Source organism: Streptosporangium sp. NPDC023963 (assembly GCF_040639135.1).
Lineage (GTDB): Bacteria > Actinomycetota > Actinomycetes > Streptosporangiales > Streptosporangiaceae > Streptosporangium.
In genome coordinates, this window is record NZ_JBEZZK010000004.1 from 394,055 (window position 1) to 416,395 (window position 22,341).

The following is a 22,341-nucleotide window of genomic DNA, read 5'->3' on the forward strand; positions in this document are numbered from 1 at the left end:
CCGGGGACACGAACACGGCTCCGGCCGAGCCCGAGGTCGAGCACCCCGGCCCGCCGCTCCGGCGGCGGGCCGGGGTCGGACGACGCCTGTGATCGGGCGGGCGCCGAAAGCCCGTGCGGCCCGGGGACCGTGGACCGCCGATCAGCCGTAGTACTTCTTCGCGCCGTCGTGCAGGGGCACCGGCTCGGTCTTCTGGGCGTTGTCGCGGGTGATGTCCTTGGCCGCGGGGTGGACCTTCTCCAGGTCCGCCTTGCGGTCGAAGAGCAGCTTCGTCAGGCTCCCGGCCAGGGCGGGATCCATCTTCTCGTTCACGACGAGCAGGTTGGGCACCGAGATCGTGGCCACGTCGGCCGGGGTCTCGTAGACGTCCTTGGCGATCGTTCCCGCGGCGTACACCTGGCCGTGCTCGGCCTGCATCGCGGGCAGCACCCCGTCCAGCGGGACGAAGACGACCTTGTCCTTGAGCGAGGTCAGCAGGTCGGTGAGGCCGGGCGTGGGCAGCCCGCCCGACCAGACCAGTGCGTCGAGGTCGCCGTCCTTGACGGCCTGCACGCTCTCGGGCAGGCCCAGCGACTGCCGGGTGACGTCCTTCTCCGGGTCGAGACCGGCGGCCTTCAGCAGGCGCAGCGCGATCACCTCGGTGCCGGAGTTGGGCGAGCCGGTGGAGACCCGCTTGCCCTTGAGGTCGGCGACGGACTTCACCCCGGACTCGGCGGTGGCGACCACCTGGGTGTAGTTGTCGTACAGGCGGGCGACGGCGCGGATCGGCTGGGGCGCGGTGAACGCGCCCTTGCCCGTGACGGCGTCGGCGGCGGAGTCGGCCAGGGTGAAGGCGATGTCGGAGTCGCCCCTGACGACCCGCTGGATGTTCTCCACCGAGGCGCCGGTCGCCTCGGCCGTGGCCTGGTATCCGGGGAGGTTCTTGCCGATCTGGTCGGCCAGCCCCCCGCCGAGGACGTAGTAGACGCCGGTGGTGTTGCCGGTGGCGATCGACAGCCGCTTGCCCGCGGCGCCGCTCTGGCCCGCGCTCTGCTCGGCCGACCGGTCGCCGCCGCACCCGGCGAGGAACAGGACTCCCGCCGCCAGCAGGACGGCCACGCGTTTGACGGTCAATGAACTGCCTCTCGTTTGCGCATCACCAGATGGAGGGAGAAGGCCACGATCAGAAGACCCGCCCCGGCGAGGGCGGGCAGCGGGGACAGGAACAGCAGCAGCACCGCCGCCACCGCGCACAGCACCCGCTCGACGGGCCCGGCCGGGCCGAGCAGCCGCCCGCCGGTGGCGGCGGCCAGCGCGGCGACCGCGAGCGCCGAGACCCCGGTGGCCGCCAGGATCTCCCCGATCGTGCCCTGGGCCAGCAGCCCGGCCCCGCCGGGGGTCAGCACGAAGGCGAACGGCACCAGGAACGCGGGAAGCGTGTACTTCCAGGTCGCCATCATGGTCCGGTAGGCGTTGCCACCGGTGATGGCCGACGCCGCGAAGGCCGACAGCGCCGTGGGCGGGCTGACCTCCGACAGCACGGCGTAGTAGAAGATGAACATGTACGCCTCGGCCTGGCTGACGCCGAGATCCGTCAGCGCGGGCCCGATGATGACCGCCGCGATGACGAACGACGCGGTCACCGGCACGGCGAGGCCGAGCACGAGCACCGCGACCGCGCACAGCAGCGCGGTGACGGCCAGGATCCCGCCCGAGGCCCCGACGATCAGCGAGCTCGCCTTGAGGCCGAGACCGGTGAGCGTGACGACGGCGACGATGAGCCCGGCGGCGGCGCAGGTCGCCGCGACCGGCAGCACCCCGGTCGTCCCCGCCGCCAGGGCCCTCGCCGCCCTGCGCGGGGTGAGGGCGTGCTCCCTGTCGAGGAAGGAGAGCGCGGCGGCCAGCAGCGTGGCGTACACCACGGCGCGGAACGGCGACTGGCCCAGCGCCATCAGGACGACGATCACGAAGAGCGAGCTGAAGTGGTAGCCGAACCGCCTGACCAGCGGCCAGAACCTCGGCGCGTCCACCTCGACGGCCCGCGTCCCGTACGTGCGGGCGTCGATCTCGATGGCGAGGAAGATGCCCAGGTAGTACAGGACCGTGGGGATGGTGGCGTAGAGCAGCACCGTGAGGTAGCCGACCCGCATGTACTCGGCGATGATGAACGCCGCCGCGCCGAGCGTGGGAGGCGACAGGATCGCCCCGATGCCCGCCGCGGCGAGCACTCCCCCGCCCTGCTCGGGCGGGTATCCCGCCCTGCGCAGGATCGGCCAGGCGACGCTTCCCACGCTCACCGTCGTCGCGACGCCGGAACCGCTCACCGTGCCGAGCAGGAACCCGGCGAGGGTGACCGTACGGCCCGGGGCGGAGCGCGAGCGGCGGAACGCGGCCAGGGAGACGTCCACGAAGAACTTCCCCGCCCCGGAGTGGTCGAGGACCGCGCCGTAGACGGTGAACAGGATGATGTAGGTGGCCGCCACGTCGAGCGGCACCCCGTACACGCCGTCGGTGCCCATCACGAACGAGACGAGGATCCGGTCGATGTCGTAGCCGCGGTGCCCGATGACCCAGTCGAAGGGCAGGTAGCCGCCGTAGTAGGCGTAGAGGGCGAACGCGACGCAGACCGCGGGCAGGATCCATCCGACGGTGCGGCGGCAGGCCTCCAGGACCAGCAGCACGATGACCGCCCCGGCCGCCACGTCGAGGGTCGTCGGCTCGAAGGCGCGCCGGATGAAGTCGTCGAAGACCACCAGCGGGTACAGGCAAGCCGCGAGCGCCAGTGCCGCCAGCGCCCAGTCCACGACGCCGGGCCGGTCGGTGCCCCGCCGCCCCGGCTTGTAGCAGACGAAGGTGAGCGGCAGCACGACCGCGAGGAAGATCATCCGGTACGGGAGCACGGAGGCGGGCCGGAAGGCCCGGTACAGGACGTACAGCGACAACCCGAGGGCGACCAGCGTGACGGCCCCGGCCACCCAGCCCGACAGCCGCCGGGCGGGCCGTTCCGCGTCGAACTCCGCGATCAACTCGTCCGCCGACGCGGCGCCCGTCGTCGTGTCGCCCGCCGATCCCGCCGATGTGGTGCCTGTCAAACCGCCGTCTCCACGTGTGAGCCGCGACCTTTGACCGCAGATTACATAGATCACTGACGCCCGTCCGTCAGGGCGCGGTCACATTCGCGTCACACCTGCCGTGCGGGAGGCGTCGGGCCGCACGGAACGCACGAAGAGGGCGAAATGTCCGGAGAGGAGGACCGAAAACCGGGCGGCCGGGAGCGGCCGCCCCGGCGCCGTCAGCCCCCCGAGGTGTCGTTCTCGGCGTCCGCGCTGGGAACCGCGAGGTCGTAGGGGTCGTCCAGCCATCCGGCGGGCAGGTGGACGCGGTCGCGCGGGTTGGTCTTGCCCCGGGGGGTGTCCACGCCGTCGGGCCACGGCTGGGCGGCGTCGAGCTCGGCGAGGCCCGCCCGGAGGACGGCCAGGCTCTCCGCGGTGGCCAGGCGGCGGCGGAGCTCGGCGCCGACGGTGAAGCCCTTGAGGTACCAGCCGACGTGCTTGCGGAAGTCGACCACCGCGTGCCGCTCGCTCTCGAAGCACTCGGCCATCAGGGTGGCGTGCCGGTCCATGGTCGCGGCGACCTCGCCCAGCAGGGGGCGGCTCAGCTCCTCGTCGCCCTCGCACATGGCCGCCAGGTCCGCGAACAGCCACGGGCGCCCCAGGCAGCCCCGGCCCACGACGACCCCGTCACACCCGGTCTCGTCCATCATGCGGCGCGCGTCGGCGGCGCTCCAGATGTCGCCGTTCCCCAGCACCGGGATCTCCGTCACGCTCTCCTTGAGCCGCGCGATCGCCTCCCAGTCGGCGGTGCCGCCGTAGTGCTGGATCGCGGTGCGGCCGTGCAGCGCGATCGCGGAGACGCCCTCCTCGACGGCGATCCGCCCGGCGTCCAGGTAGGTCAGGTGGTCGTCGTCGATGCCCTTGCGCATCTTCACGGTCACCGGCAGCGTCCCCGCGTTGCGCACGGCCTCGCGCAGGATCGCCCGGAACAGGTTCCGCTTGTACGGCAGCGCGGAGCCGCCGCCCTTGCGGGTCACCTTGGGCACCGGGCAGCCGAAGTTGAGGTCGACGTGGTCGGCCAGGTCCTCCTCGGCGATCATGCGGACGGCCCTGCCGACGGTCACCGGGTCGATCCCGTACAGCTGGATGCTGCGCGGGCTCTCCTCGGGCTCGAACCTGATCATCTTGAAGGTCTTGGGATTGCGCTCCACCAGCGCCCGCGTCGTGATCATCTCGCAGACGAACAGCCCGCCGCCCTGCTCCCGGCACAGGGTGCGGAACGGCGCGTTGGTGATCCCGGCCATCGGGGCGAGGACGACCGGCGGCCATACCTCCAGTGATCCCAGCTTCAGCGACTCCACCTGGCTTTTCTACCGCACTGTGACGAGCAGGACGAATCCTCGCTGGGTATGGTGTCCCTTGCGTAGATCAACGTGACAGGGGAGGCCGCGGATGCTGCTGCGACTGCGGATCGCGCTGCCCGATCAGCCGGGCTCCCTGGGGAAGGTGACCCGTGTCCTCGGTGTCGCGGGCGCGGACATCACCCAGGTGGTCGTCCTCGACCGCGGCGAGGGCCGGGCGCTGGACGACATCACCGTCTACTGGCCGGACTCCGCCCCCAGGGAGAGCCTGGTCGAGGGGCTGGAGAGCGTGCCCGGGGTGACGATCGAGGGCGTCTGGGGCACGCGCGAGGCGCCGGGCACCTACCCGGAGCTGGAGATCCTCAAATACATCACCACCGCGGGCGACCGCGCCCTGGCCACCCTGCTCGACTCCATGCCCGTGCTGTTCAGCGCCGACTGGGCGGCGGCGGCGACCGAGAAGAGCCCTCGCACGATCGTCCACTCCAGCTGGCGCGCCCCCGAGCAGGTGCCCTTCCCCGACGAGACGCCCATCCGCCCGGCGGCCTTCACCCTCGACTCCGGCCTGCACGTGATCGCCGCCCCGCTGCCCCCGCTGGCCCTGACCTTCCTGCTGGCCCGCGCCGACGGCCCCGCCTTCCACCGCATCGAGGTGCACCGCCTCACCCGCATCCTGGAGATCTTCCTCACCCTGCCCGCCGTGGAGCGGGTCGTCGCCCGCCAGCTGCGCCGCCCGCCCGAGCAGGACGGCTGAACGATCACCTGACCGGGCCCTCCGCACGGACGGCCGCGGGCGGGTCCGCGCGGGCGGCCACGAGGCCGGCGGCTGAACGCACGGTTACGCAACCGCCGGGAAAACCCGCTACAGTTCTCTCGTCGCCACCGGGTGGGAAACCCGGGGGAAACACGCGGAAGTGGCTCAGTGGTAGAGCATCACCTTGCCAAGGTGAGGGTCGCGGGTTCGAATCCCGTCTTCCGCTCGAAGGGTCTTCGGGCTCTCACTCCGGTGGAGTGGCCGAGAGGCGAGGCAACGGCCTGCAAAGCCGTCTACACGGGTTCAAATCCCGTCTCCACCTCTGGTCCTTCCCCATGCGGACGATTAGCTCAGCGGGAGAGCACTTCCCTGACACGGAAGGGGTCACAGGTTCAATCCCTGTATCGTCCACCACCGCCCGTCCACGGGTCGATCGAAGAACGGCCGCCAGAGTCCTTTCTCAAGGACCTTGGCGGCCTTCCGCTTTCTCCAGGTGTCATCAGCATGGGTGCCGACTTTGCGCCGGCCCGTAATCCGCCAACCGGCCGAGCGTTCTCCGAAAGGGCTTGCACTGGCTGTCCGGTACGGCTGGCAGGCGTCCAAGGTCAGCAAGCTGGAGAACGGCCGTCAGACACCGTCGGAGACGGATATCCAGGCATGGTGCGAGGCCGTGGAGCGACCGGACGAGGCACCGAACCTGATATCCACCCTGCGAGCCATGGAGACCCTGATGTACCCCGGCGCGGTTCAACGGCCGTAGCGCCCATCACCATGGACCGTCGAACGCTGCGGCCCCCGAGCTGTGCGAACAAGCCATGTGGATCTCCTCATGGTTGTAGGAGCTGGCCGACGGTTGCGGAACCTCCATCAGCGTGGGGAGCCATTGAGCCGTCATTGATCGAACCCCCATGGGGGTTCGATCAATGACGGGCGCCTACCGCTCGCGAGCGAGGCGGTTCGATGCGTTCACTGCGGTGGTCTGCCGGCCCGTACCGATGGGAGCGGAGACAAGGTGCTCGGTGGTGGTCGCTTGCCGACGTTCGGAGTTGACATCTCGCCGCTACCCCTGGCTGCACGGCCGAGCGGCCAGGGGTGGCGGTCGACGCCGCGGCAGCAGGCGAGAACCGGGTCGTCCGGTCAGGCCGGGTTCAGTTGCCATTGCTGGTTGGCCCCGCCGTTGGCGGCCCACTGCACGACCTGCGCCCCGTCGTTCGTCGCCGCACCGGAGACGTCCGCCACCAGTCCGCTGCCGTAGCTGACGATGGTGTAGTAGCCGTTGCCGGTGGATCGCAGATACCACCTCTGGTTGGTGCCGCCGTTGGCCGTCCACTGCTGCAGTTGCAGCCCGGCCGTGCTGCTGCCGGCGTTGACGTCGAGCATCTTTCCACTCGGGACGTACTTGAGGGTGTAGGAGCCGTCGGAGGCCGTGGCGATGGTCCAGGTGGCGGTGCCGCTCTGCTGGACCACCTTGGCACCGTCCGCGGTGGAATTGCCCGCGACAGCGAGCGGCTTGCCGCTGTTGCGGTTGACGATGCGGTAGTTGCCCGGTGCGGGTCCGCTTGCGCCGAGGTTGAAGTACTCGACCGCGTCGCTGAACGTCGTGGTGCCCGACTTGGTGGTCGTCAGTACCAGGTACACCCGTGAGCCGCTCGCCGGTGTGGTGAAGGTGACCGGCTGGGTGACCCGCGAGCCGAGCGGGACGGTCAGGGTCGTGCTTCCGGACGCGACGACCGCGCCGTCCGGCGCGTCGAGCCGCGCCGTCCAGGTGAAGCCCACCGAAGTGTCGGCGAAGTCGTCGTTGAAGACGGTGATGTTGCGGGTGACCGTGGCGTTCCGGGCGTAGGTGGGCACGGCCTGCGGCAGCGGGAAGGTGCCGTTCGAGTCCGAGACGCCGGAGGCCGACCAGTACGGCAGGTCGACCGCTGCCACCGGGTTGAACGCCGCCTGCACGCGCTGGAACTGCGGGTTGCTCCACGGGTCGGTCAGGTTGTCCGCGCCGTAGACAGGGCGACCGCCCTCCTCCGGGACGAAGTCGGTGGTCCGCACTCCGGGCACGACGCTGGCCCAGGCGGACAGCAGCGTGTACGGACGCAGGTCGCTGGCGTCCTTGCCGCGCTTGGCCAGGGTTGCCGTGGCGAACCACTCGAAGCCCTGCTTGGTGTTGCATGCCGGCCAGATGTACTCGCCCTCGCCGTCGGGCCGCCCGTTCACGGTGATCAGGCGCTCCCCGTACCTGGCGAAGCCGTCGACGTAGTGCGGGATCACCGCGAAGTTGGCGTACGTCATCCCGGGATAGCCGTTGACATTCCCGTTGACGCCCACCTCGGTGATGATCGGCCGGGTGCCGTCGGCGCCGTTCATCGCCGCGTACAGGTCCTTCTCGAACTGTTCGGAATCCTGGCCGCTCTGGTTCGGCTCGTTGGACTGACTCCAGCGGATGACCGCGGGGTGGTTGCGGTCGCGCAGGACCAGCGCACGGGCGTGGTTGACCATGTTGTCGTGCCCGGCGATCCAATCCTGCTTGCCGGAGGAGCCGCGAATCGCGGTCTCGCCGATGATCATCAGGCCCATCTCGTCGGCGACATCCAACATGTACGGACTGGCCGGCTCCTGGTGGATGCGCACCACGTTGAAGTTCAGCCGCTGGTAGTTGTCCACGGCCTGCGGCCAGCCGCCGTTGCCCGACGAAGGCGGAAGGAATCCGGGCAGCGTGTCGAAGGCGTCGCCCTTGCCTCCGTTGTTGACCCGGTCGTAGTCGGCACCCTGGAGGTTGTCGCCGCGGAAGTTCACGCGCACGCCGTTGAGGTAGTAGTACTCACCGTTCTGGGTGGCCTCCCGGAACCCGAACCGGTACGTGGCGTCGCTGGTGTGCCCGTCATCGGTGGCGGCACGCACCGCCAGCCGGTGCAGCTGCGCCCGGTACCCCGACCGGTACGGCACGTTGGGCCACCAGTACGAGGTGCTGTCGAGGTTCCACGCGACCGACCCGACGGTCACGGTCGCGGTCGAGCGGGCCGCCACGGTGACCGTACGGCTGGGCAGTTGCGGGTAGCTGAAAGCCGTTCCGTTGTCGGACGACAACGACCCGGTCAACGTCACCGACCGGGAACTGCCCGACGTGTTACGCACCGACACGTCGTAGCTCAACGTCTTGTTCGCCACCGACGTACGCACGAATGTGTCGCTGACGTACACCGCCGGGTACACCCGCAGGAACGCCGACCGGAAGATCCCCTGCGGTACCGCCTCGGACCAGTCGGCGGCGTCGGGCACCAGGTACCGGCCGTTGGATGCCTTCAACGCGCCGCGGCCCTTCACATCGACGCTGATCGTATGAGTGGTGCCCGGGGCGGCGTAGGCGCTGATGTCGAACTTCGAGGGAGTGAAGGCCGTGGTCTGCGTCGCGACCACCCGGCCGTCCACCGACAAGGTCGCCTGGTGGTTCACGGCGCCGAACTCGATCCACGCCGACTGCGGCTGCCCCGAGTCCGGCACCGTCACCGTACGCGAGTACACCGCCTGGGACACATCGGTGAACCCCTGCTTGTACCAGCCACCTCCGGGCACCTTGATCGACGTCGTCGACCGGCCCGCCGGAGTGAAGCTCCACGTCCCGGCGAGATCGACCGAGGCGACCGCGGCATTGCCCGCGGTGAAGCCGTCGAGGTCTCCAGCGGCGGCGGCGACCGACGCGGTGGATTCCGACGCGGTGGATTCCGACGCGGTGGATTCCGACGCGGTGGATTCCGACGCGGTGGATTCCGACGCGGTGGATTCCGACGACGCGGACCGCTGTGCCGCCACAGCCGGCTGAGGCCCGATCAGCGCGGCCAGCAGTAAGGCCGCCATCACAGCCGGCCACCTGCTCGCCCTACGCCGAGGACGGGAGGAGGGATCGCTCCGCTTCATCGGTAATCCTTTCGGGTGAATCCCGTTTGTGAGGCACTTCCCGGGTCCGGCCGCCCCTCCGCGGGCGCCACCACCCGCCCGTTCAGGCCGTCGCCGTTCGTCGGCGAAAGCCGACGGCTTGAGAAGGCATCCTGTCTCCTCGTAATGGGAGTGTCGTATCGGTTCGACGGCATGGCCGAACATCACAAGTAGGGTCCAAACTCCCACCTGTCAATGCTCAGGTTCCGCAGAGATCGGATCACTTCGGCCGTCTGGCTCCCATCAGGCCTGATGAGATCACGCGGTCCTAGACGTCGTGTAATTTTCATGCTGCGTTGGACGCCTCGAACACGGTTCCAAGATCGAATCGGCATGCTCAGGACCATCCGGACCTGTGTCGAACTTTCACAGTTAAACGAATCGATTCGATGCCGTCGGGCGCCTGGTAGAGGAATGGGCCCACCTACGGCCCTACGCCGGCAATGACGAACGCACCGATGCCCTCGGAGACTTCCCGCACCACTACAACAGCGGCGACAGGGGTTGCGTCTTCACCGCCGCACTCGGGCGACCGTTGCGTCCGCAAGGGGAGCGCGGCGCTGGTCGCGAGAACCGGACGGACGTCCCGGGCCGGGCTTGCCGGGTTTGGGCGCACGGCCAATGATCACCGGCGGACGCGCACCGTGAAAACGCGTGGCGCCCAGGGCCGTCACCATTCCGCCTTCCCGCCTTCTTGACATCTCCTCTGACGCCTCTCCGCACGGCACCGAATCACCGTTCGCGTCGAGCCCCGGGACCGGCACGCGGAGCGACCGGCCAGGCGGGGAGGGATCGTCAGGCGTGGAACGACTGTCGCATATATGCCGATATGACCGAAAAGTAAATGAAATACACGTTTCGGTAACAGCATAGTAATAACAGGCACTTTACAGAGCTTGTTCGGAGGTGATGTCATTCGTCCCGATCGTCGACTATGGAGGTAATGTGAGGGTCCCCACCCCCAGAAGTACTGCGGCGTCGCTCGCCGCGACCCTGATTACTGTCATGGTCACCCCGCTGACGGCGTACGGCGCCGCCTCGCCGCCCACGGTTCCACCGGCCCAGACCGGCAGCACGCCCGGCAGCGCGCCCGCCACGGTGACGCTGATCACCGGTGACAAGGTGAAGGTGACGCCGAGATCCGACGGACCCCCCTTGGTGGACGTCGTACGCGCGCCGGGCGCCACCGGCTCGGTGCGCGTCGCCACCGAACGCGGGCACACCTACGTGTATCCCGACGAGGCCGTCGCCTATCTCGCGGCCGACCGGCTCGACAGGCAACTCTTCGACGTGACCCAGCTCATCGACCTGGGCTACGACGACGCGCGCAGCGGCGAACTCCCTTTGATCGTCACTCACACGAAGGACTCGGCCGCCCTCAGGGCCGGCCGCCCGTCGCTGCCGGGAGCCGAGACCACGCTGAGTCTTCCCTCCGTGCGCGGTGCGGCCGTCCGCGCCCGCCGGGCGGAGGCCGCGACCTTCTGGTCGGCCCTCACCGACGCCGGGCAGCGGCCTTCGGCCCGGTCCGAAGGCACGCCGAAGGCCGCGGCGACGCCCCGGTTCGCCGCCGGCATCGACAAGGTCTGGCTTGACGGCAAGGCGAAGGCGACCCTCGCCGACACCACGGCGCAGATCGGCGCCCCCGCGGCCTGGGCCGCGGGCGGCACGGGCGCCGGGGTCCGGGTCGCCATCCTGGACAGCGGGGTCGACCCCACCCATCCGGACCTGGTGGACCGCGTCGTGGCCTCCCAGAGCTTCATTCCCGGCGAGGAGGTCGTCGACCGGAACGGGCACGGCACCCACACCGCCTCCACCCTGTCCGGCACGGGCGCCGCCTCCGGCGGCAAGGAGCGGGGCGTCGCCCCCGGCGCCGACCTGGTGGTGGGCAAGGTCCTCGACGACACCAACTCCGGGCCGATATCCGGCATCATCGCGGGCATGGAGTGGGCGGCGCGCACCCAGCGCGCCAAGGTGATCAGCATGAGCCTGGGGGTCGGCGTCTGGCACACCCAGGACGATCCGCTGAGCCGGGCCGTGAACCTGCTGAGCGCCGAGACGGGCGCGCTCTTCGTCATCGCCGCGGGCAACAGCGGGCAGAGTCCCTACAGCGTCAGCGCGCCCGGAACGGCGGACGCCGCGCTCACCGTCGGCGCGGTGGACGCCTCCGACCATCTCGCCGGCTTCTCCAGCGCCGGGCCACGCACGGGCGACGACGGGCTCAAACCCGACCTGACCGCTCCCGGCGTGGACGTACTGGCGGCGCGCTCGCAGTACATGAACGGGGGCGAGGGCCACTACCGGCTGGAGAGCGGCACCTCCATGGCGACGCCGCACGTCGCCGGGGCGGCGGTGCTGCTGGCCCAGAAGCACCCGGAGTGGACCGGGCGGCAGATCAAGGACGCTCTGATGAGCACCAGCGTGCCGACCCCCGACTACACCCCCTACCAGGCCGGCACCGGCCGGCTGGACGTGGCCGGCGCCTACCTGCGGGACCAGATCGTCGCGACCGGATCGGTGGACGCGGGACTCGTCCCGTGGTCGCCCGGTACGCGGCGGCAGCCGATCAAGCGGGAGATCACCTACACCAACACCACGGGGAGCCCCCTCACCCTGGAGCTCACCCTCGCCCCCGGCGGTTCCCCCGCGGGGGTGTTCACGCTCGCCGCCGACCACGTCACGGTGCCCGCCCGCGGAACCGCGACGGTCGGCGTCACGGCGAACCCGGACGGGCTCGCGGCGGGTCAGTACGCCGCCCAGGTCAGGGCCCGGCACGCATCCGGTGACGTGCACACGGCCGTGGGCGTCGCCGTCGAATCCGAGAAGTACGACCTCACCGTGCGTCTGAAGGACCGCGCCGGCCGTCTCGTGAACGGCGACGTCGAGATCAGGGGCGCCGACGGGACCAGCGCCTTCCTGTGGGTCCAGGACGGGACGGTCACCAGCCGCCTCGCGCCCGGCTCCTACACGCTCCTGTCCTTCCCGGACGTGACGGGCCGGCACGGACCGAACTCCCTCGGTCTCGCGGTGCTGGCCGCTCCCGAGGTCGACCTGACGGCCGACCGGGAGGTGGTGCTCGACGCCTCACAGGCACGCCAGGTGAAGGTGGCGACATCCCTGCCGAGCGCCGTGGCCGACAGCCGGCTCGACATCTACCGCTCCTTCACCTCGCAGGAACCCACGCCCTCCGACTGGGCCGCCCTGCGAGAGACGATCATGCCGTCCGCCACGTACGACAGCCTGTGGGCCCTCCCGACGAAGGAGAAGGTGAAGCGGGGCAGTTTCGTCCTCACCACCAGGATCCGCGCCGAGCAGACCCCGATGCGGATCACCTACCCCGGCCACCAGCTCGACGACGTCCTCGTCCAGCCCGGTTCCCGGCCGCTGCCGGACGGCACCTCACGGCTGGACGCCGTCTTCGCCGGCACCGGCTCACCGGCCGACTACGCCCGCCTGTCCGCCCGCGGCAAGGCCGTGGTCATCCGCGACGGCGCCGTGGCCCCGGCGGACCAGGCCAAGGCGGCGCACGCCGCCGGCGCGGCGCTGCTCCTGGTGGTCAACGACGGCACCGGCCGCGGGAGCGACTGGTACGGCGCCCCCGACGCCGTCTCGACCGGCCCGCTCCCGGTCGCCTCGCTGACCATGGACGAGGGGAAGACGCTGATCGACGGGCTCGCCGCCGCGGGCAGGCACGGGATCCGGCTGACGGTCGAGGCCCACCCCGCGCCGAAGTACCTGTACGACCTGGTCGACTACCACATCGGACAGGTGCCCCAGGATCCCTCCGCCAAGACGGGTCCGCGTGACCTGGCCCGGATCGATCTCGACTTCACCCCGCCGCCGGGGAACCAGGTCACCGAGGCGCGGACGGACTACCCGCCCTACGAGTACTACTCGGGCATCCCCTTCGCCCTGAAGCCGGTCGCGCCGGGGCGGCGTACCGACTGGGTCTCCGCCGGGGACGGGGTCAAGTGGCAGCAGACCGCCATTCTGGACGGCTGGGGGTCGTCGAAGACCGACGTGCTGTCCTACCGGCCGGGCAGCGTCCAGCAGGACCGCTGGTACGGCCCCATCTACCGGCCGCGCCTGATCGGCACGGACATCCCGTACCGCGGCGAGCACGGGCTCAGCGCCTACGTCCAGGGGTTCGGCGACGCGGGAGCCGCGCACAGCGGCGGGTCCGGCCAGTCGCAGAGGGTCACGATGTACCAGGGCGACAGGCAGGTGGCCCAGATCGAGGGCTGGCCCAAGCTCAACGTCGGTGAGCTGGCACCGCAGCGGCTGCCGTACCGGCTGGTGGTCGAGACCGGGAACGACGGCAGGGTCAACCCCTACTCCACCGCCACCCGGACCGAGTGGCGCTTCACCTCCGGCGCCCCCGAGGAGGGGGTGGCGGCCATCCCGCTCGTCCAGCTGGACTACGGGACGGACCTGGACGCCGCGGGCCGCGCGGAGCGCACCTCGGACCTCTCCATCACACCGGTGGTGGTCGGCGGCGACTCCGCCCAGGACGCGGTCTCCACAGTCGAGCTCGAGGTCTCCTACGACGGCGCCGCCTGGCGGCGACAGAGCCTGAAGGAGAGGAAGGGCACCTGGCGGGCGTCCCTGGACGCACCGCACCGGGCCGAACACGTGTCCATCCGCGTCACCGCCGAGCAGCGCGACGGCAGCGGCGTCACCCAGACTGTCACCCGCGCCTTCGGCCTCAAGTAGTCCCGGCCGCGGGACGGGGCACCGCCGGCGACCGGCCGGCGGCGCCCAGGTCACGAAGGGTCCGGGGGCCGGTCCGCTGTCCCACGAGCGGAACCGGCCCCCGTTCCGTACGAACGCCCTGTCCGTTCAGGGTGAACACGGTGGCCTTGACCCCGGCGACCCCGGCGACCCCGGCGACTCCGGCGACTCCGGCGACTCCGGCGCCGGGCCGACGCCGCCGACCGCCCACGAGACGCGCTCGCCTCGGGTTGAACCACCCGCGAATGGTGACATATGCGGTGCCGCTCGGCTGGAATGGGCTTGTTCTCCAAGGACCGCATCGATCCCGGACGGCGGAGGACGCGGCATCCGGTCGCGGGCACCGGCCGGAGCGCGGCGGACGACGTCGAGGAAGGGCTGACCCCCATGGACATCACCGAGTACGCCGACACCGTGTGGCGGGGCGAGGTCCCCGACAGCATCGTGCACACCGGCCTCGCCGGGCAGGGCTTCGTGGAGATCGTCGACGGCGTGGGCTTCCGCAGCGGCTTCGGCAACGTGATCGCGCTGCGGCACGGCGGGGAGGTGACCCTGTTCGACACGGGCAACCCCTTCGACGCGGACCGGCTCCACGCCGACCTGCACGCCTGGACCGACGACCCGGTGACCGCCGCGGTCTACTCCCACGGGCACCTCGACCACGTCTCGGGCGTCGGCCCGTTCGACGCCGAGGCCGACACGGCACGACGGCCCAGGCCGACGGTGGTGGGGCACGAGGCGGTCGCCGTCCGCTTCGAGCGCTACGTGCTGACAGGAGGCTACAACGCCGTCGTCAACCGGCGGCAGTTCCAGGCTCCCGAGCTGACCTGGCCCACCGAGTACCGCTATCCCGACGTGGCCTACCGCGACGTGATGTCACTCGGCCACGTCGACCTCTTCCACGCCATGGGCGAGACCGACGACGCGAGCGTCGGCTGGGTGCCCTCGCACCGCATCCTGCTGCCGGGGGACCTGTTCATATGGGTGACCCCCAACTGCGGCAACCCGCAGAAGGCGCAGCGCTACCCGCGCGAGTGGGCGATCGCGCTGCGCAGGATGGTCGAGCTGCGGCCGGAGATCATGCTGCCCGGCCACGGCGCCCCGGTCTTCGGCGCCGACCGGGTCGAGCAGGCGCTGACCGAGACGACCGAGTGGCTGGAGTTCATGGTCGAGCGCACCCTGGAGATGCTGAACGAGGGCGCCAGGCTGGAGGACACCGTGCGTGCCGTACAACCCCCCGCGCGGCTGGCGGAGCGGCCCTACCTGCGCCCGCACTACGACGAGCCGGAGTTCGTGGTGCGCAACATCTGGCGGCTGTACGGCGGCTGGTACGACGGCAACCCGGCCAACCTCAAGCCCGCGCCCGAGGCCGCTCTGGCCGCGGCGGTGGCGGAGCTGGCCGGAGGCGCGGGGAGGCTGGGCGAGGCCGCGCTCGGAGCACTGGCCGCGGGAGACCAGCGGCTGGCGGGGCACCTGGCCGAGATGGCCGTGCAGGCCGCACCGGACGACGCGGCGCTGCACAGGGTGCGGGCCGAGGTGTTCGCCGCCAGGGCGGAGTCGGAGGCGTCGCTGATGGCGAGGGGCGTGTTCACCTGGGCGGCCGAGGAGTCGCGCAAGGCAGCGGGAGACGCCCCGGCCTGACCTCCTGACCTCCTGCCTCCTGCCTCCTGCCTTCTGCCCCGGCTCCGGCCCCGGCGGCGCAAGGGCGTGCCCTCGCGCCGCCCACCGCCCGCCGCCCACCAGCCGAGCTCCGCTGTGAACGTTCAGCTCGCCATGGGAAGCGCCGAGCCGTCCATCGGGCCGCCGGGACTGTAGACCACGCACATGACGTCGCGGTCACCGCCGGCCCAGGTCTCCCGGGTCGGCAGGACCGGGTAGAAGTTCAGCCCCGAGGCCGATTCGCCGCTCCAGTGGCTGTCGAACCCCCGCCGGCAGCCCTGCCACGCGAACGCGCTCAGCGCGGCCGGATCCCACTCGCCGTCGGGAGCGTGCACGAAGCCGTACGCCTGGTTGGCCGCCCGCTCGTGGCAGGGCGTGTACAGCACGACGACCTCTGCCGCCTCCCCGGAGTACGCCGGGTCGGTGAAGCACTCCCCCGCCTCGATGTGCAGGATCCCGCTCGTCCGCGCGGTGACGAAGGTCTCGTCCTTGATCGTCGGCACGGTCGTCCCCGCCGTCCCCGTCACGGTCGGCGGCGGGAGCAGCGTCCCGAGCGCCACGAGACCGAGAAGCAGGGTCCATCGGCGGGCGAGCCGCCGGGTGCCGGCCTGGCGGGTGACGGTCAACGGGACATCCTGTTCCTCGGGAAGCGGCTCTTCACCCGGGGAGCGATTCCGCTGTTCGACGGCTGGTCGGCCACACCATAGGCGTGGTCCGCGGAACGCCCGGGCAACGGAGGGTGGCGAGCGCGCGGACTTCCGGCGACATCGGCGGTACGGCCGGGGTCACAGGTTCCAGAGGGAACATGTTCATCGGGACGCAATACTCAATACAGGCATTTGATGATCTTTTCTGGATCAATACGGACGTCCACCGCACTCCCTCGGTGGACAGCGATTCCTCCCCCGGAAAAGAGCTCATGATGGGCGAAGTCAACATGCCCCGGCCCACCGGATCCCGGCGAACGAAGCTGACGGTGGCGGGCGCGGGCGTGCTGCTGCTCAGCGGCCTGGCGTTCGGCCCGGTGGCGTTCGGCGCGGCCGCGCCGCCGAAATATCCCGCCGCCGACATCCACAAGCCCTCCCCCATGCCCGACCGGGTCATCCTGACCCCGACCACCACCCCGTCGACCAGCCAGAAGGTCACCTGGCGGGCCGTGGCCGACGCCGAGTCGGCGCAGGCGGAGATCCTCGAGGCCCCGCGGGCGCTCGGCGAGGTCGCGCCCGCCGCGGGCGCGGTCGTCAACGTCAAGGCGGCCGTCAGCACCCCGGTCAACACCACCCTGGGGTACGCCTCCACCTACCACACGGTGGAGTTCACCGGCCTGAAGCCGAACACCCGATACACCTACCGGGTCGGCGACGGCACCAACTGGGCCGAGTGGAGCGACTTCACCACCGCGGCGGCCGACCTGCAGCCGTTCTCATTCATCTACTACGGCGACGCGCAGAACTACATCGACTCGGCGGTGCCGCGCGTCTTCCGCCAGGCGTTCGCCGACCGCCCGCGGGCGAAGATGATCGTCAACGCCGGTGACCTCATCGACTCCGCGAACAGCGAGGAGCAGTGGGGCCAGTGGTACAAGGCCGCCGGCTTCATCGACAGCCAGGTCAACAACATCTCGATCCCCGGCAACCACGAGTACAGCGGCGGGCTGTCCGCCTTCTGGCGGCCGCAGTTCCCCTATCCGGACAACGGGCCGGGCAACCCGGAGCTGAAGCAGACCGCCTACACCGTCGACTACCAGGGCGTGCGCTTCATCGGCCTGGACTCCAACGTGCAGGGCAACCCGGCCCTGATGGCCGCGCAGGCCACCTGGCTGGAGGGCCTGCTCAAGGACAACCCGAACAGGTGGACGGTGGTGACCTTCCACCACCCCGTCTACTCCACCACCGGCACCCGCAACAACCCCGCCGTCCGTGACCAGTGGGGCCCGCTGCTCGAGAAGTACGGCGTGGACCTGGTCCTGCAGGGCCACGACCACTCCTACGGCCGGGGCAACGTGGCGACCGCCCGCAAGTCGGTCACGGTCAACAACGGCGTCGCCTACGTCGTGTCGGTCTCCGGCGGCAAGATGTACGACCTCAACAACGGCGAGAACTGGACCGGCAACGGCGCCGAGGTCGTCAGCCGGAGCCAGAACACCCAGCTCTACCAGCTGATCGACGTCGAGGCCGACCACATCACGTTCGAGGCCCGCTACGCCAACGGCGAGCACCACGACGGCTTCGTCATCCGCAAGAACAAGGCGGGCGAGCGCACGGTCAACGAGATCCGCACCCCGGAGAACACCGTCGGCGAGCAGGTCACCGTCGACAGAACCACCGTCGGGACGCGCGGCGAGCTCAAGATCTCCGCGTACGGCTACGACCCGGACGAGCGCGTGTCCGTCTACCTGAGGAAGGCCGACGACCGCGACAGGGGACACGGGGACGACTCGATCGGCGTCCGGGCCGCCGACGAGCTGGGCCGCCTGACCTACACCTTCAGGCTGCCGAGCAGGGCGAAGAGGGGTGACACCTACGTGGTGTACCTGGACAGCGCCAACCAGAAGATCACCAGTCCGGTCATCACGGTCACGAGGTAGTGACCTCTCCGGGCGCGGGGCGGCCGTGACGGCGGCCCCGCGCCCGGAGGTACCGGCGCCAAGCCACGCCAAGCCACGCCGGCGCCAGGTCGGCGCCGCGCCGAACCGAACCATGCCCGAGCCATGCCGGCGCCGCGCCGAAGCCGTACCGAAGCCGTGCGAACAGGAGATCCGTTGAGAATCCACACCCGCGTGCTGGCGGGCGTGCTGCTCGTCTGCGCCCTGGGCGGCTGGGCCGCACCGGCCGCCGCCCACCCCTTCGGGCCGCCGTCCACCGCGCGGATCGGGGCCGACGGCTCGCGCGTGACCATCTCGTGGTTCGCGGCCGAGGACGACTGGGTCGCCCTCGGCCAGTCGATCGGGGCGTTCGAGGACCCGGCCACCGGTACCGTGTCGACGGAGCTGACCGGTGAGCAGAAACTGGAGCGGTCGCCGGCCCTGCGTGCCTACCTGCTGGACCGGGTCACGGTCGCCCAGGGCGGCCGGCGGTGCGAGAGCCGGCTGGAGGAGCTCCGGGCGCTGGTCACCGACGGCGCCCGCTTCGTCTTCGACTGCCGGAGCCCGGTCACGCAGGTGGACGTCACCGTCGCCACCCTGACCGACCTCAACAAGGCGTACCGGACGATGCTCGTCGCCGAGACCCCCGCGACCCCCGGGCGGACGCTTCTCACCGAGGCCGAGAGCACCCGGCGCCTGACCTTCTCCGGCGCGGGCGGCGCGGGCGGCGCCGGCCTGCCCCCGGGGACGGCCGTCGTCTGGGCCGCCGTACTGCTGGCCGGAGCGGGGGTGTTCGCCGCGTTGCGGAGGCGGCGCGGGACGGGTGAGCGGTCGTGACGGAGTTCGGCGGCCTCGAGAGCCGGTTCGTCTCGCTCTTCGACGACAGGGGCGTCTTCTGGGCGATCCTCGCCGTCGCGCTCGTCGCCGGAGCCCTGCACGCGGTCGCCCCCGGCCACGGCAAGAGCGTCACGGCGGCCTATCTGGTCGGCACCCGGGGCGGCTACCGCGACGCGCTGCGCCTGGGGGTCATCGTGGCGCTGATGCACACCTTCTCGGTGCTGGTGCTGGCGTTCGCCTGGGTGGGGCTGAGCGGCGCCGCGAGTTTCGGCACGGAGAACGTCACCGCCTGGATGCAGGTCGTGGCCGGACTGGTCACGATCGGCGTCGGAGCCCATCTCACCTACCGCCACCTGCGGGAACGGAACCGGCACCGGTCACAGATCCACCACGGACACGGGCATGGGCACGGGCATGGACATGGACATGGACACGGACACGGGCACGGACACCAGGTCGGGGCCGGGACGGATCCCTGGTCGCGCCGGGGCCTCCTCGCACTCGCCCTCTCCGGCGGGTTGCTGCCCTCGCCGTCGGCCTTCGTCGTCCTGATGAGCGGGCTGCTCACCGGCCGGGCCCTCGACGCCGTCGTGCTCGTGGCCGCCTTCGGCCTGGGGATGGCCCTCACCCTGACCGGCGTGGGCGTCGCGACGATCCGGGGCTACGCGCTGCTGACCCGAAGGACCCTCGGCTGGTCCCGGGCCTCCACGGCACTGGCCTGGGCTCCGGCCGCCGCCGGGGTCGTGGTCTCCTTCGCCGGCGGCCTCTATCTCGTCACGGCGCTCAGCGCCGTGACCGGCTGACCGGAGAGACGGCGGCCCCCCGGGGGGCGGACCCCGGCCGCGCGTCCGTCACCGCCGGGGTCCGCCCTCTTTCACCGGCCCTCCTTCTTGCACCCCTTCGGGGAGGAAGGCGGCGGCCCGGTCCATCCCGACTCGGGGCCGCGGGCGCTGTAGTTCACGACCTCGCCCTTGGTCACCCCCGAAACCGTGCGGGACGCGTAGGTGACGGAGGAGAGCGTCCTTCCCGTCCCCGGGTCGAGGATCTGCCTGTAGTAGGCCGGCAGCTGGCCGTAGTCTCCGCTCTCCCCCAAGTCCACGGACAGGCCCTTTCTGCCCAGCGGATCCGTCACCGTGCCCACGACCTTGACGGTCGGCAGGCCGGCCAGGACGCGGATGACGGCGGCGCGCTGGGCGGGGGTGAGCGACGTGCCCAGGAGGTACCTGGCGGTGATGGGCAGGGATTTCTCGAAAGGCTGCTCCATCAGACCAGGGCCTTTCCGGCTCTCGTGGTAGGCGCGAAGCCGCTCCACGAGCCCGGCCGGATCGGTGGGGAGCGCCGCCAGATCCGCCATGGTGAGCATGCCGGCTTTTTCCTCGGGGTGAACATCCTTGGAATCCACCTTCAAGGAGTACTGGCAGCCCTTCGGCTCGTCGACGATCGGAATCCGGCTGCACCTCCCGCCGTTCCGGCAGAAGGCCTTGACCCGGGCGGGAGCTCCCGCCGCCCGCCAGGCGCGCTCGTCCCTGGCCGTGGCCGGACGGGCGCCGGGCTCCCACAGCTTCGTGAGCACCGGATCGGCGGGGTCGCGCGGCTGCCAGATCTCGATGCGTTCGACCAGCATGATCCCGTAGCCGTCACTGGACACGTGGCCGCCGTGGATCGTCGCCTCTCGCCAGTAGGCGCCGCTCTCCGCGGGGAGCTTCTCGATCCTGTCGGCCAGGTCGAACAGTTCCTGGTTGGTCCTCGGCGGATCGAGCACGGCGGGGGCCGATGCCAGGTTCGTCACCAGCGCGAAGACCAGGACCACGATCGCCGCCGTGGCCAGCGGCGCCCACAGCGCCCACAGCCGGGGCCGCGACGGGGTCGGCCCCGGGCGCGATGGCCCGCGCGAGGATTCTCCTGGCGCCTCGGCGGTGGCCATGAGCAGCATGTCGTCGGCGGAGACGCGTGATCCGCGGTCCAGCGAAGCCGGGCGGGCCATGGCGAGCAGGTCCATCGCGTCGGGCTTGCGGCTCATCGCGGTTTCCTTCCTGGAACGGTCACGGGCTTCTGGAACGTGCCGGTGCCGGTGGCTTCGATCGCCGACCGCAGCCGACGGCGCGCTCGATGCAGGCGGACGAAGAAGACGGCCTTGGTACAGCCGAGCACCTTGGCCGCTTCCACGGTGGACAGGCCATGCCAGGCGGTCAGGGTCAGGAGCTCCTTGTCGGCTTCGGACAAACCGGCCAGGGCACGGAGGACGGCGACGCGCTCGGTGGCGTGTTCGCCCACGTCGGCGACGGCCTCCTCCACCCACGTTCTCAGTTCGGCTTCCAGGGCTTCGCGCCGGGCGGCCCGCCGGAAGTTGTCGCGCAGGATGTTGCGGGCGACGCGGAGGAGCCATGGCAACTGCGCGTGGTCGGGAATGCCGTCCAGGCGCCGCCAGGCCACCAGGAAGGTCTCGCTGACCACTTCCTCCGCGAGTTGATGTCCGGCGCGACTTGCCGCATAGCCGTACACCCGCGCTTGGTAGGTGTTGTAGAGCGCGGTGAAGCGCTCATGGGGGGTGGGCACGCCGGTTCCTTCGGTCGGGGACAAAACTTCATAGAGCAAGTGGTCCGAAGGAAGGCTTACTTACATCTCGATTCCGCATTTTTCCACCGGTCGGCTTCGGGCCTCTGCCGGGGCCCGCCCCCGAGCGGGCCGGCCTGCCGACACCGCGTCCCGTCTACGGGCCCTCCGGGGCCTTGCCACCTTGCGGCCGGTGGCACGGACCCGAGGGCGGGACCTCGTAGGCGCGCGGGCGGGGCCACCAGCCGGGCACCGCCGCGCGGTACCTCTCGTAGTCGGCGCCGAACGTGCGGCGCAGGGTCGGCTCCTCGTACCAGCGGACGAACGCGACGACCGGCACGGCCACGGCGACGGCGTACAGCAGGAGGACCGGGCGGCCCAGCAGGAGCGCCTGCCCGACGATGATCGCGAGGACCGCCACGTACATCGGGTTGCGGACGTGCCCGTACAGCCCGCCGACGACCAGGTGCTCGGTGGGCGCGATCGGGGCGGGGGTGCCGAGGCCCTCCACGACGAACCGGACGAACGCCCTGACCAGCACCGCGGTCCCGGCGAGGGTGAGTGCCGCGCCGACGAGGCGCAGTGACACCGTGATCCAGGAGGGTGCCGCGGGCAGGAGGTCCCCCGTCTCCCAGCGGGTGATCCACCAGGGCAGGAGCCCGGCGACGGTGCCCGGCACCAGTGCGAAGAAGATCGTGGTCCCGGCGGCGGCGGGCGTCCTGCGCATCGCGTCACACTCCCTGTCGTGGCCACCGGAGGCGCACGACCCCTCGCCGCGGGCAGCTAATTCACTATGCGTTGAGTTTAAGATCGGACCGGAAGAGGCGTCAACGACTTGATGCCGCGAGACCCCGTCTCGCGGCCATCCGGGTGAAAGGTGCCCGAAAGGGAAGATTCACGGGGGGT

16 protein-coding genes and 3 tRNA genes are annotated in these 22,341 nt (G+C 70.8%); 11 read left to right on the forward strand and 8 right to left on the reverse strand.

Annotated features, from left to right (window positions below; genetic code table 11):
- Positions 1-141: 141 nt before the first annotated feature.
- The 3 genes from AB0F88_RS16220 to dusB form a co-directional block, all read right to left on the reverse strand.
- Positions 142-1,113 carry a TAXI family TRAP transporter solute-binding subunit gene (locus AB0F88_RS16220; protein WP_362683521.1) on the reverse strand — a complete coding sequence of 324 codons (972 nt, stop codon included), beginning with the start codon at positions 1,111-1,113 and terminating at the stop codon, positions 142-144.
- Entirely contained in the window at positions 1,110-3,071 is a 1,962-nt protein-coding gene (locus AB0F88_RS16225; RefSeq protein WP_362683524.1) for a TRAP transporter fused permease subunit, read from the reverse strand. The genes AB0F88_RS16220 and AB0F88_RS16225 overlap by 4 nt, the downstream gene beginning before the upstream one ends.
- A gap of 200 nt (positions 3,072-3,271) precedes the next feature.
- Positions 3,272-4,393, reverse strand: a complete 1,122-nt coding sequence (gene dusB / locus AB0F88_RS16230) for a tRNA dihydrouridine synthase DusB (protein WP_362683527.1) — start codon at positions 4,391-4,393, stop codon at positions 3,272-3,274.
- Positions 4,394-4,484: 91 nt separating this feature from the next.
- Here dusB and AB0F88_RS16235 point away from each other — a divergent pair, with 91 nt between their 5' ends.
- The 5 genes from AB0F88_RS16235 (at position 4,485) to AB0F88_RS16255 (ending at position 5,907) form a co-directional block, all read left to right on the forward strand.
- A complete protein-coding gene (locus AB0F88_RS16235; protein ID WP_362683530.1) occupies positions 4,485-5,147 on the forward strand; it encodes an amino acid-binding protein in 663 nt (220 codons plus the stop codon).
- Between the two features lie 154 nt (positions 5,148-5,301).
- Positions 5,302-5,373, forward strand: a tRNA-Gly gene (locus AB0F88_RS16240).
- 25 nt (positions 5,374-5,398) lie between these two features.
- A tRNA-Cys gene (locus AB0F88_RS16245) sits at positions 5,399-5,469 on the forward strand.
- A 17-nt stretch (positions 5,470-5,486) separates the two neighbouring features.
- Positions 5,487-5,561 (forward strand) — tRNA-Val (locus tag AB0F88_RS16250).
- A 94-nt stretch (positions 5,562-5,655) separates the two neighbouring features.
- Positions 5,656-5,907, forward strand: a complete 252-nt coding sequence (locus AB0F88_RS16255) for a helix-turn-helix transcriptional regulator (RefSeq protein WP_362683533.1) — start codon at positions 5,656-5,658, stop codon at positions 5,905-5,907.
- Positions 5,908-6,284: 377 nt separating this feature from the next.
- On the opposite strand, the gene AB0F88_RS16260 is transcribed toward AB0F88_RS16255, so the two are convergent.
- Complete coding sequence (locus AB0F88_RS16260) at positions 6,285-8,714, reverse strand: RICIN domain-containing protein (protein ID WP_362683536.1); 2,430 nt, start codon at positions 8,712-8,714, stop codon at positions 6,285-6,287.
- A 1-nt stretch (position 8,715) separates the two neighbouring features.
- Between AB0F88_RS16260 and AB0F88_RS16265 the strand changes: the two genes are divergently transcribed.
- The 3 genes from AB0F88_RS16265 to AB0F88_RS16275 all read left to right on the forward strand — a co-directional run bounded on the left by AB0F88_RS16265 (position 8,716) and on the right by AB0F88_RS16275 (position 15,443).
- Positions 8,716-8,961 carry a hypothetical protein gene (locus AB0F88_RS16265; RefSeq protein ID WP_362683539.1) on the forward strand — a complete coding sequence of 82 codons (246 nt, stop codon included), beginning with the start codon at positions 8,716-8,718 and terminating at the stop codon, positions 8,959-8,961.
- A 1,058-nt stretch (positions 8,962-10,019) separates the two neighbouring features.
- Positions 10,020-13,784 carry a S8 family serine peptidase gene (locus tag AB0F88_RS16270; protein WP_362683542.1) on the forward strand — a complete coding sequence of 1,255 codons (3,765 nt, stop codon included), beginning with the start codon at positions 10,020-10,022 and terminating at the stop codon, positions 13,782-13,784.
- A gap of 300 nt (positions 13,785-14,084) precedes the next feature.
- Complete coding sequence (locus AB0F88_RS16275) at positions 14,085-15,443, forward strand: alkyl sulfatase dimerization domain-containing protein (protein WP_362683545.1); 1,359 nt, start codon at positions 14,085-14,087, stop codon at positions 15,441-15,443.
- A gap of 122 nt (positions 15,444-15,565) precedes the next feature.
- Here the strand turns inward: AB0F88_RS16275 and AB0F88_RS16280 are convergent, their stop codons facing one another.
- A complete protein-coding gene (locus tag AB0F88_RS16280) occupies positions 15,566-16,087 on the reverse strand; it encodes a hypothetical protein (protein WP_362683548.1) in 522 nt (173 codons plus the stop codon).
- A 296-nt stretch (positions 16,088-16,383) separates the two neighbouring features.
- On the opposite strand from AB0F88_RS16280, the gene AB0F88_RS16285 reads away from it, so the two are divergent.
- From AB0F88_RS16285 to AB0F88_RS16295, 3 genes are all read left to right on the forward strand, one after another.
- A complete protein-coding gene (locus AB0F88_RS16285; RefSeq protein ID WP_362683551.1) occupies positions 16,384-18,048 on the forward strand; it encodes a metallophosphoesterase family protein in 1,665 nt (554 codons plus the stop codon).
- Between the two features lie 174 nt (positions 18,049-18,222).
- Entirely contained in the window at positions 18,223-18,882 is a 660-nt protein-coding gene (locus AB0F88_RS16290) for a hypothetical protein (protein ID WP_362683554.1), read from the forward strand.
- A complete protein-coding gene (locus AB0F88_RS16295; RefSeq protein ID WP_362683557.1) occupies positions 18,879-19,685 on the forward strand; it encodes a hypothetical protein in 807 nt (268 codons plus the stop codon). Before AB0F88_RS16290 ends, AB0F88_RS16295 begins: the two co-directional genes overlap by 4 nt.
- Before the next feature lie 71 nt (positions 19,686-19,756).
- Here the strand turns inward: AB0F88_RS16295 and AB0F88_RS16300 are convergent, their stop codons facing one another.
- From AB0F88_RS16300 to AB0F88_RS16310, 3 genes are all read right to left on the reverse strand, one after another.
- Positions 19,757-20,902 (reverse strand): CU044_5270 family protein, encoded by a 1,146-nt coding sequence (locus tag AB0F88_RS16300; RefSeq protein WP_362683560.1) that lies wholly within the window; start codon positions 20,900-20,902, stop codon positions 19,757-19,759.
- Positions 20,899-21,438, reverse strand: coding sequence for an RNA polymerase sigma factor (locus AB0F88_RS16305; protein ID WP_362683563.1), 540 nt, complete (start codon positions 21,436-21,438; stop codon positions 20,899-20,901). Before AB0F88_RS16305 ends, AB0F88_RS16300 begins: the two co-directional genes overlap by 4 nt.
- 154 nt (positions 21,439-21,592) lie before the next feature.
- Entirely contained in the window at positions 21,593-22,162 is a 570-nt protein-coding gene (locus AB0F88_RS16310) for an isoprenylcysteine carboxylmethyltransferase family protein (RefSeq protein WP_362683566.1), read from the reverse strand.
- Positions 22,163-22,341: the final 179 nt, after the last annotated feature.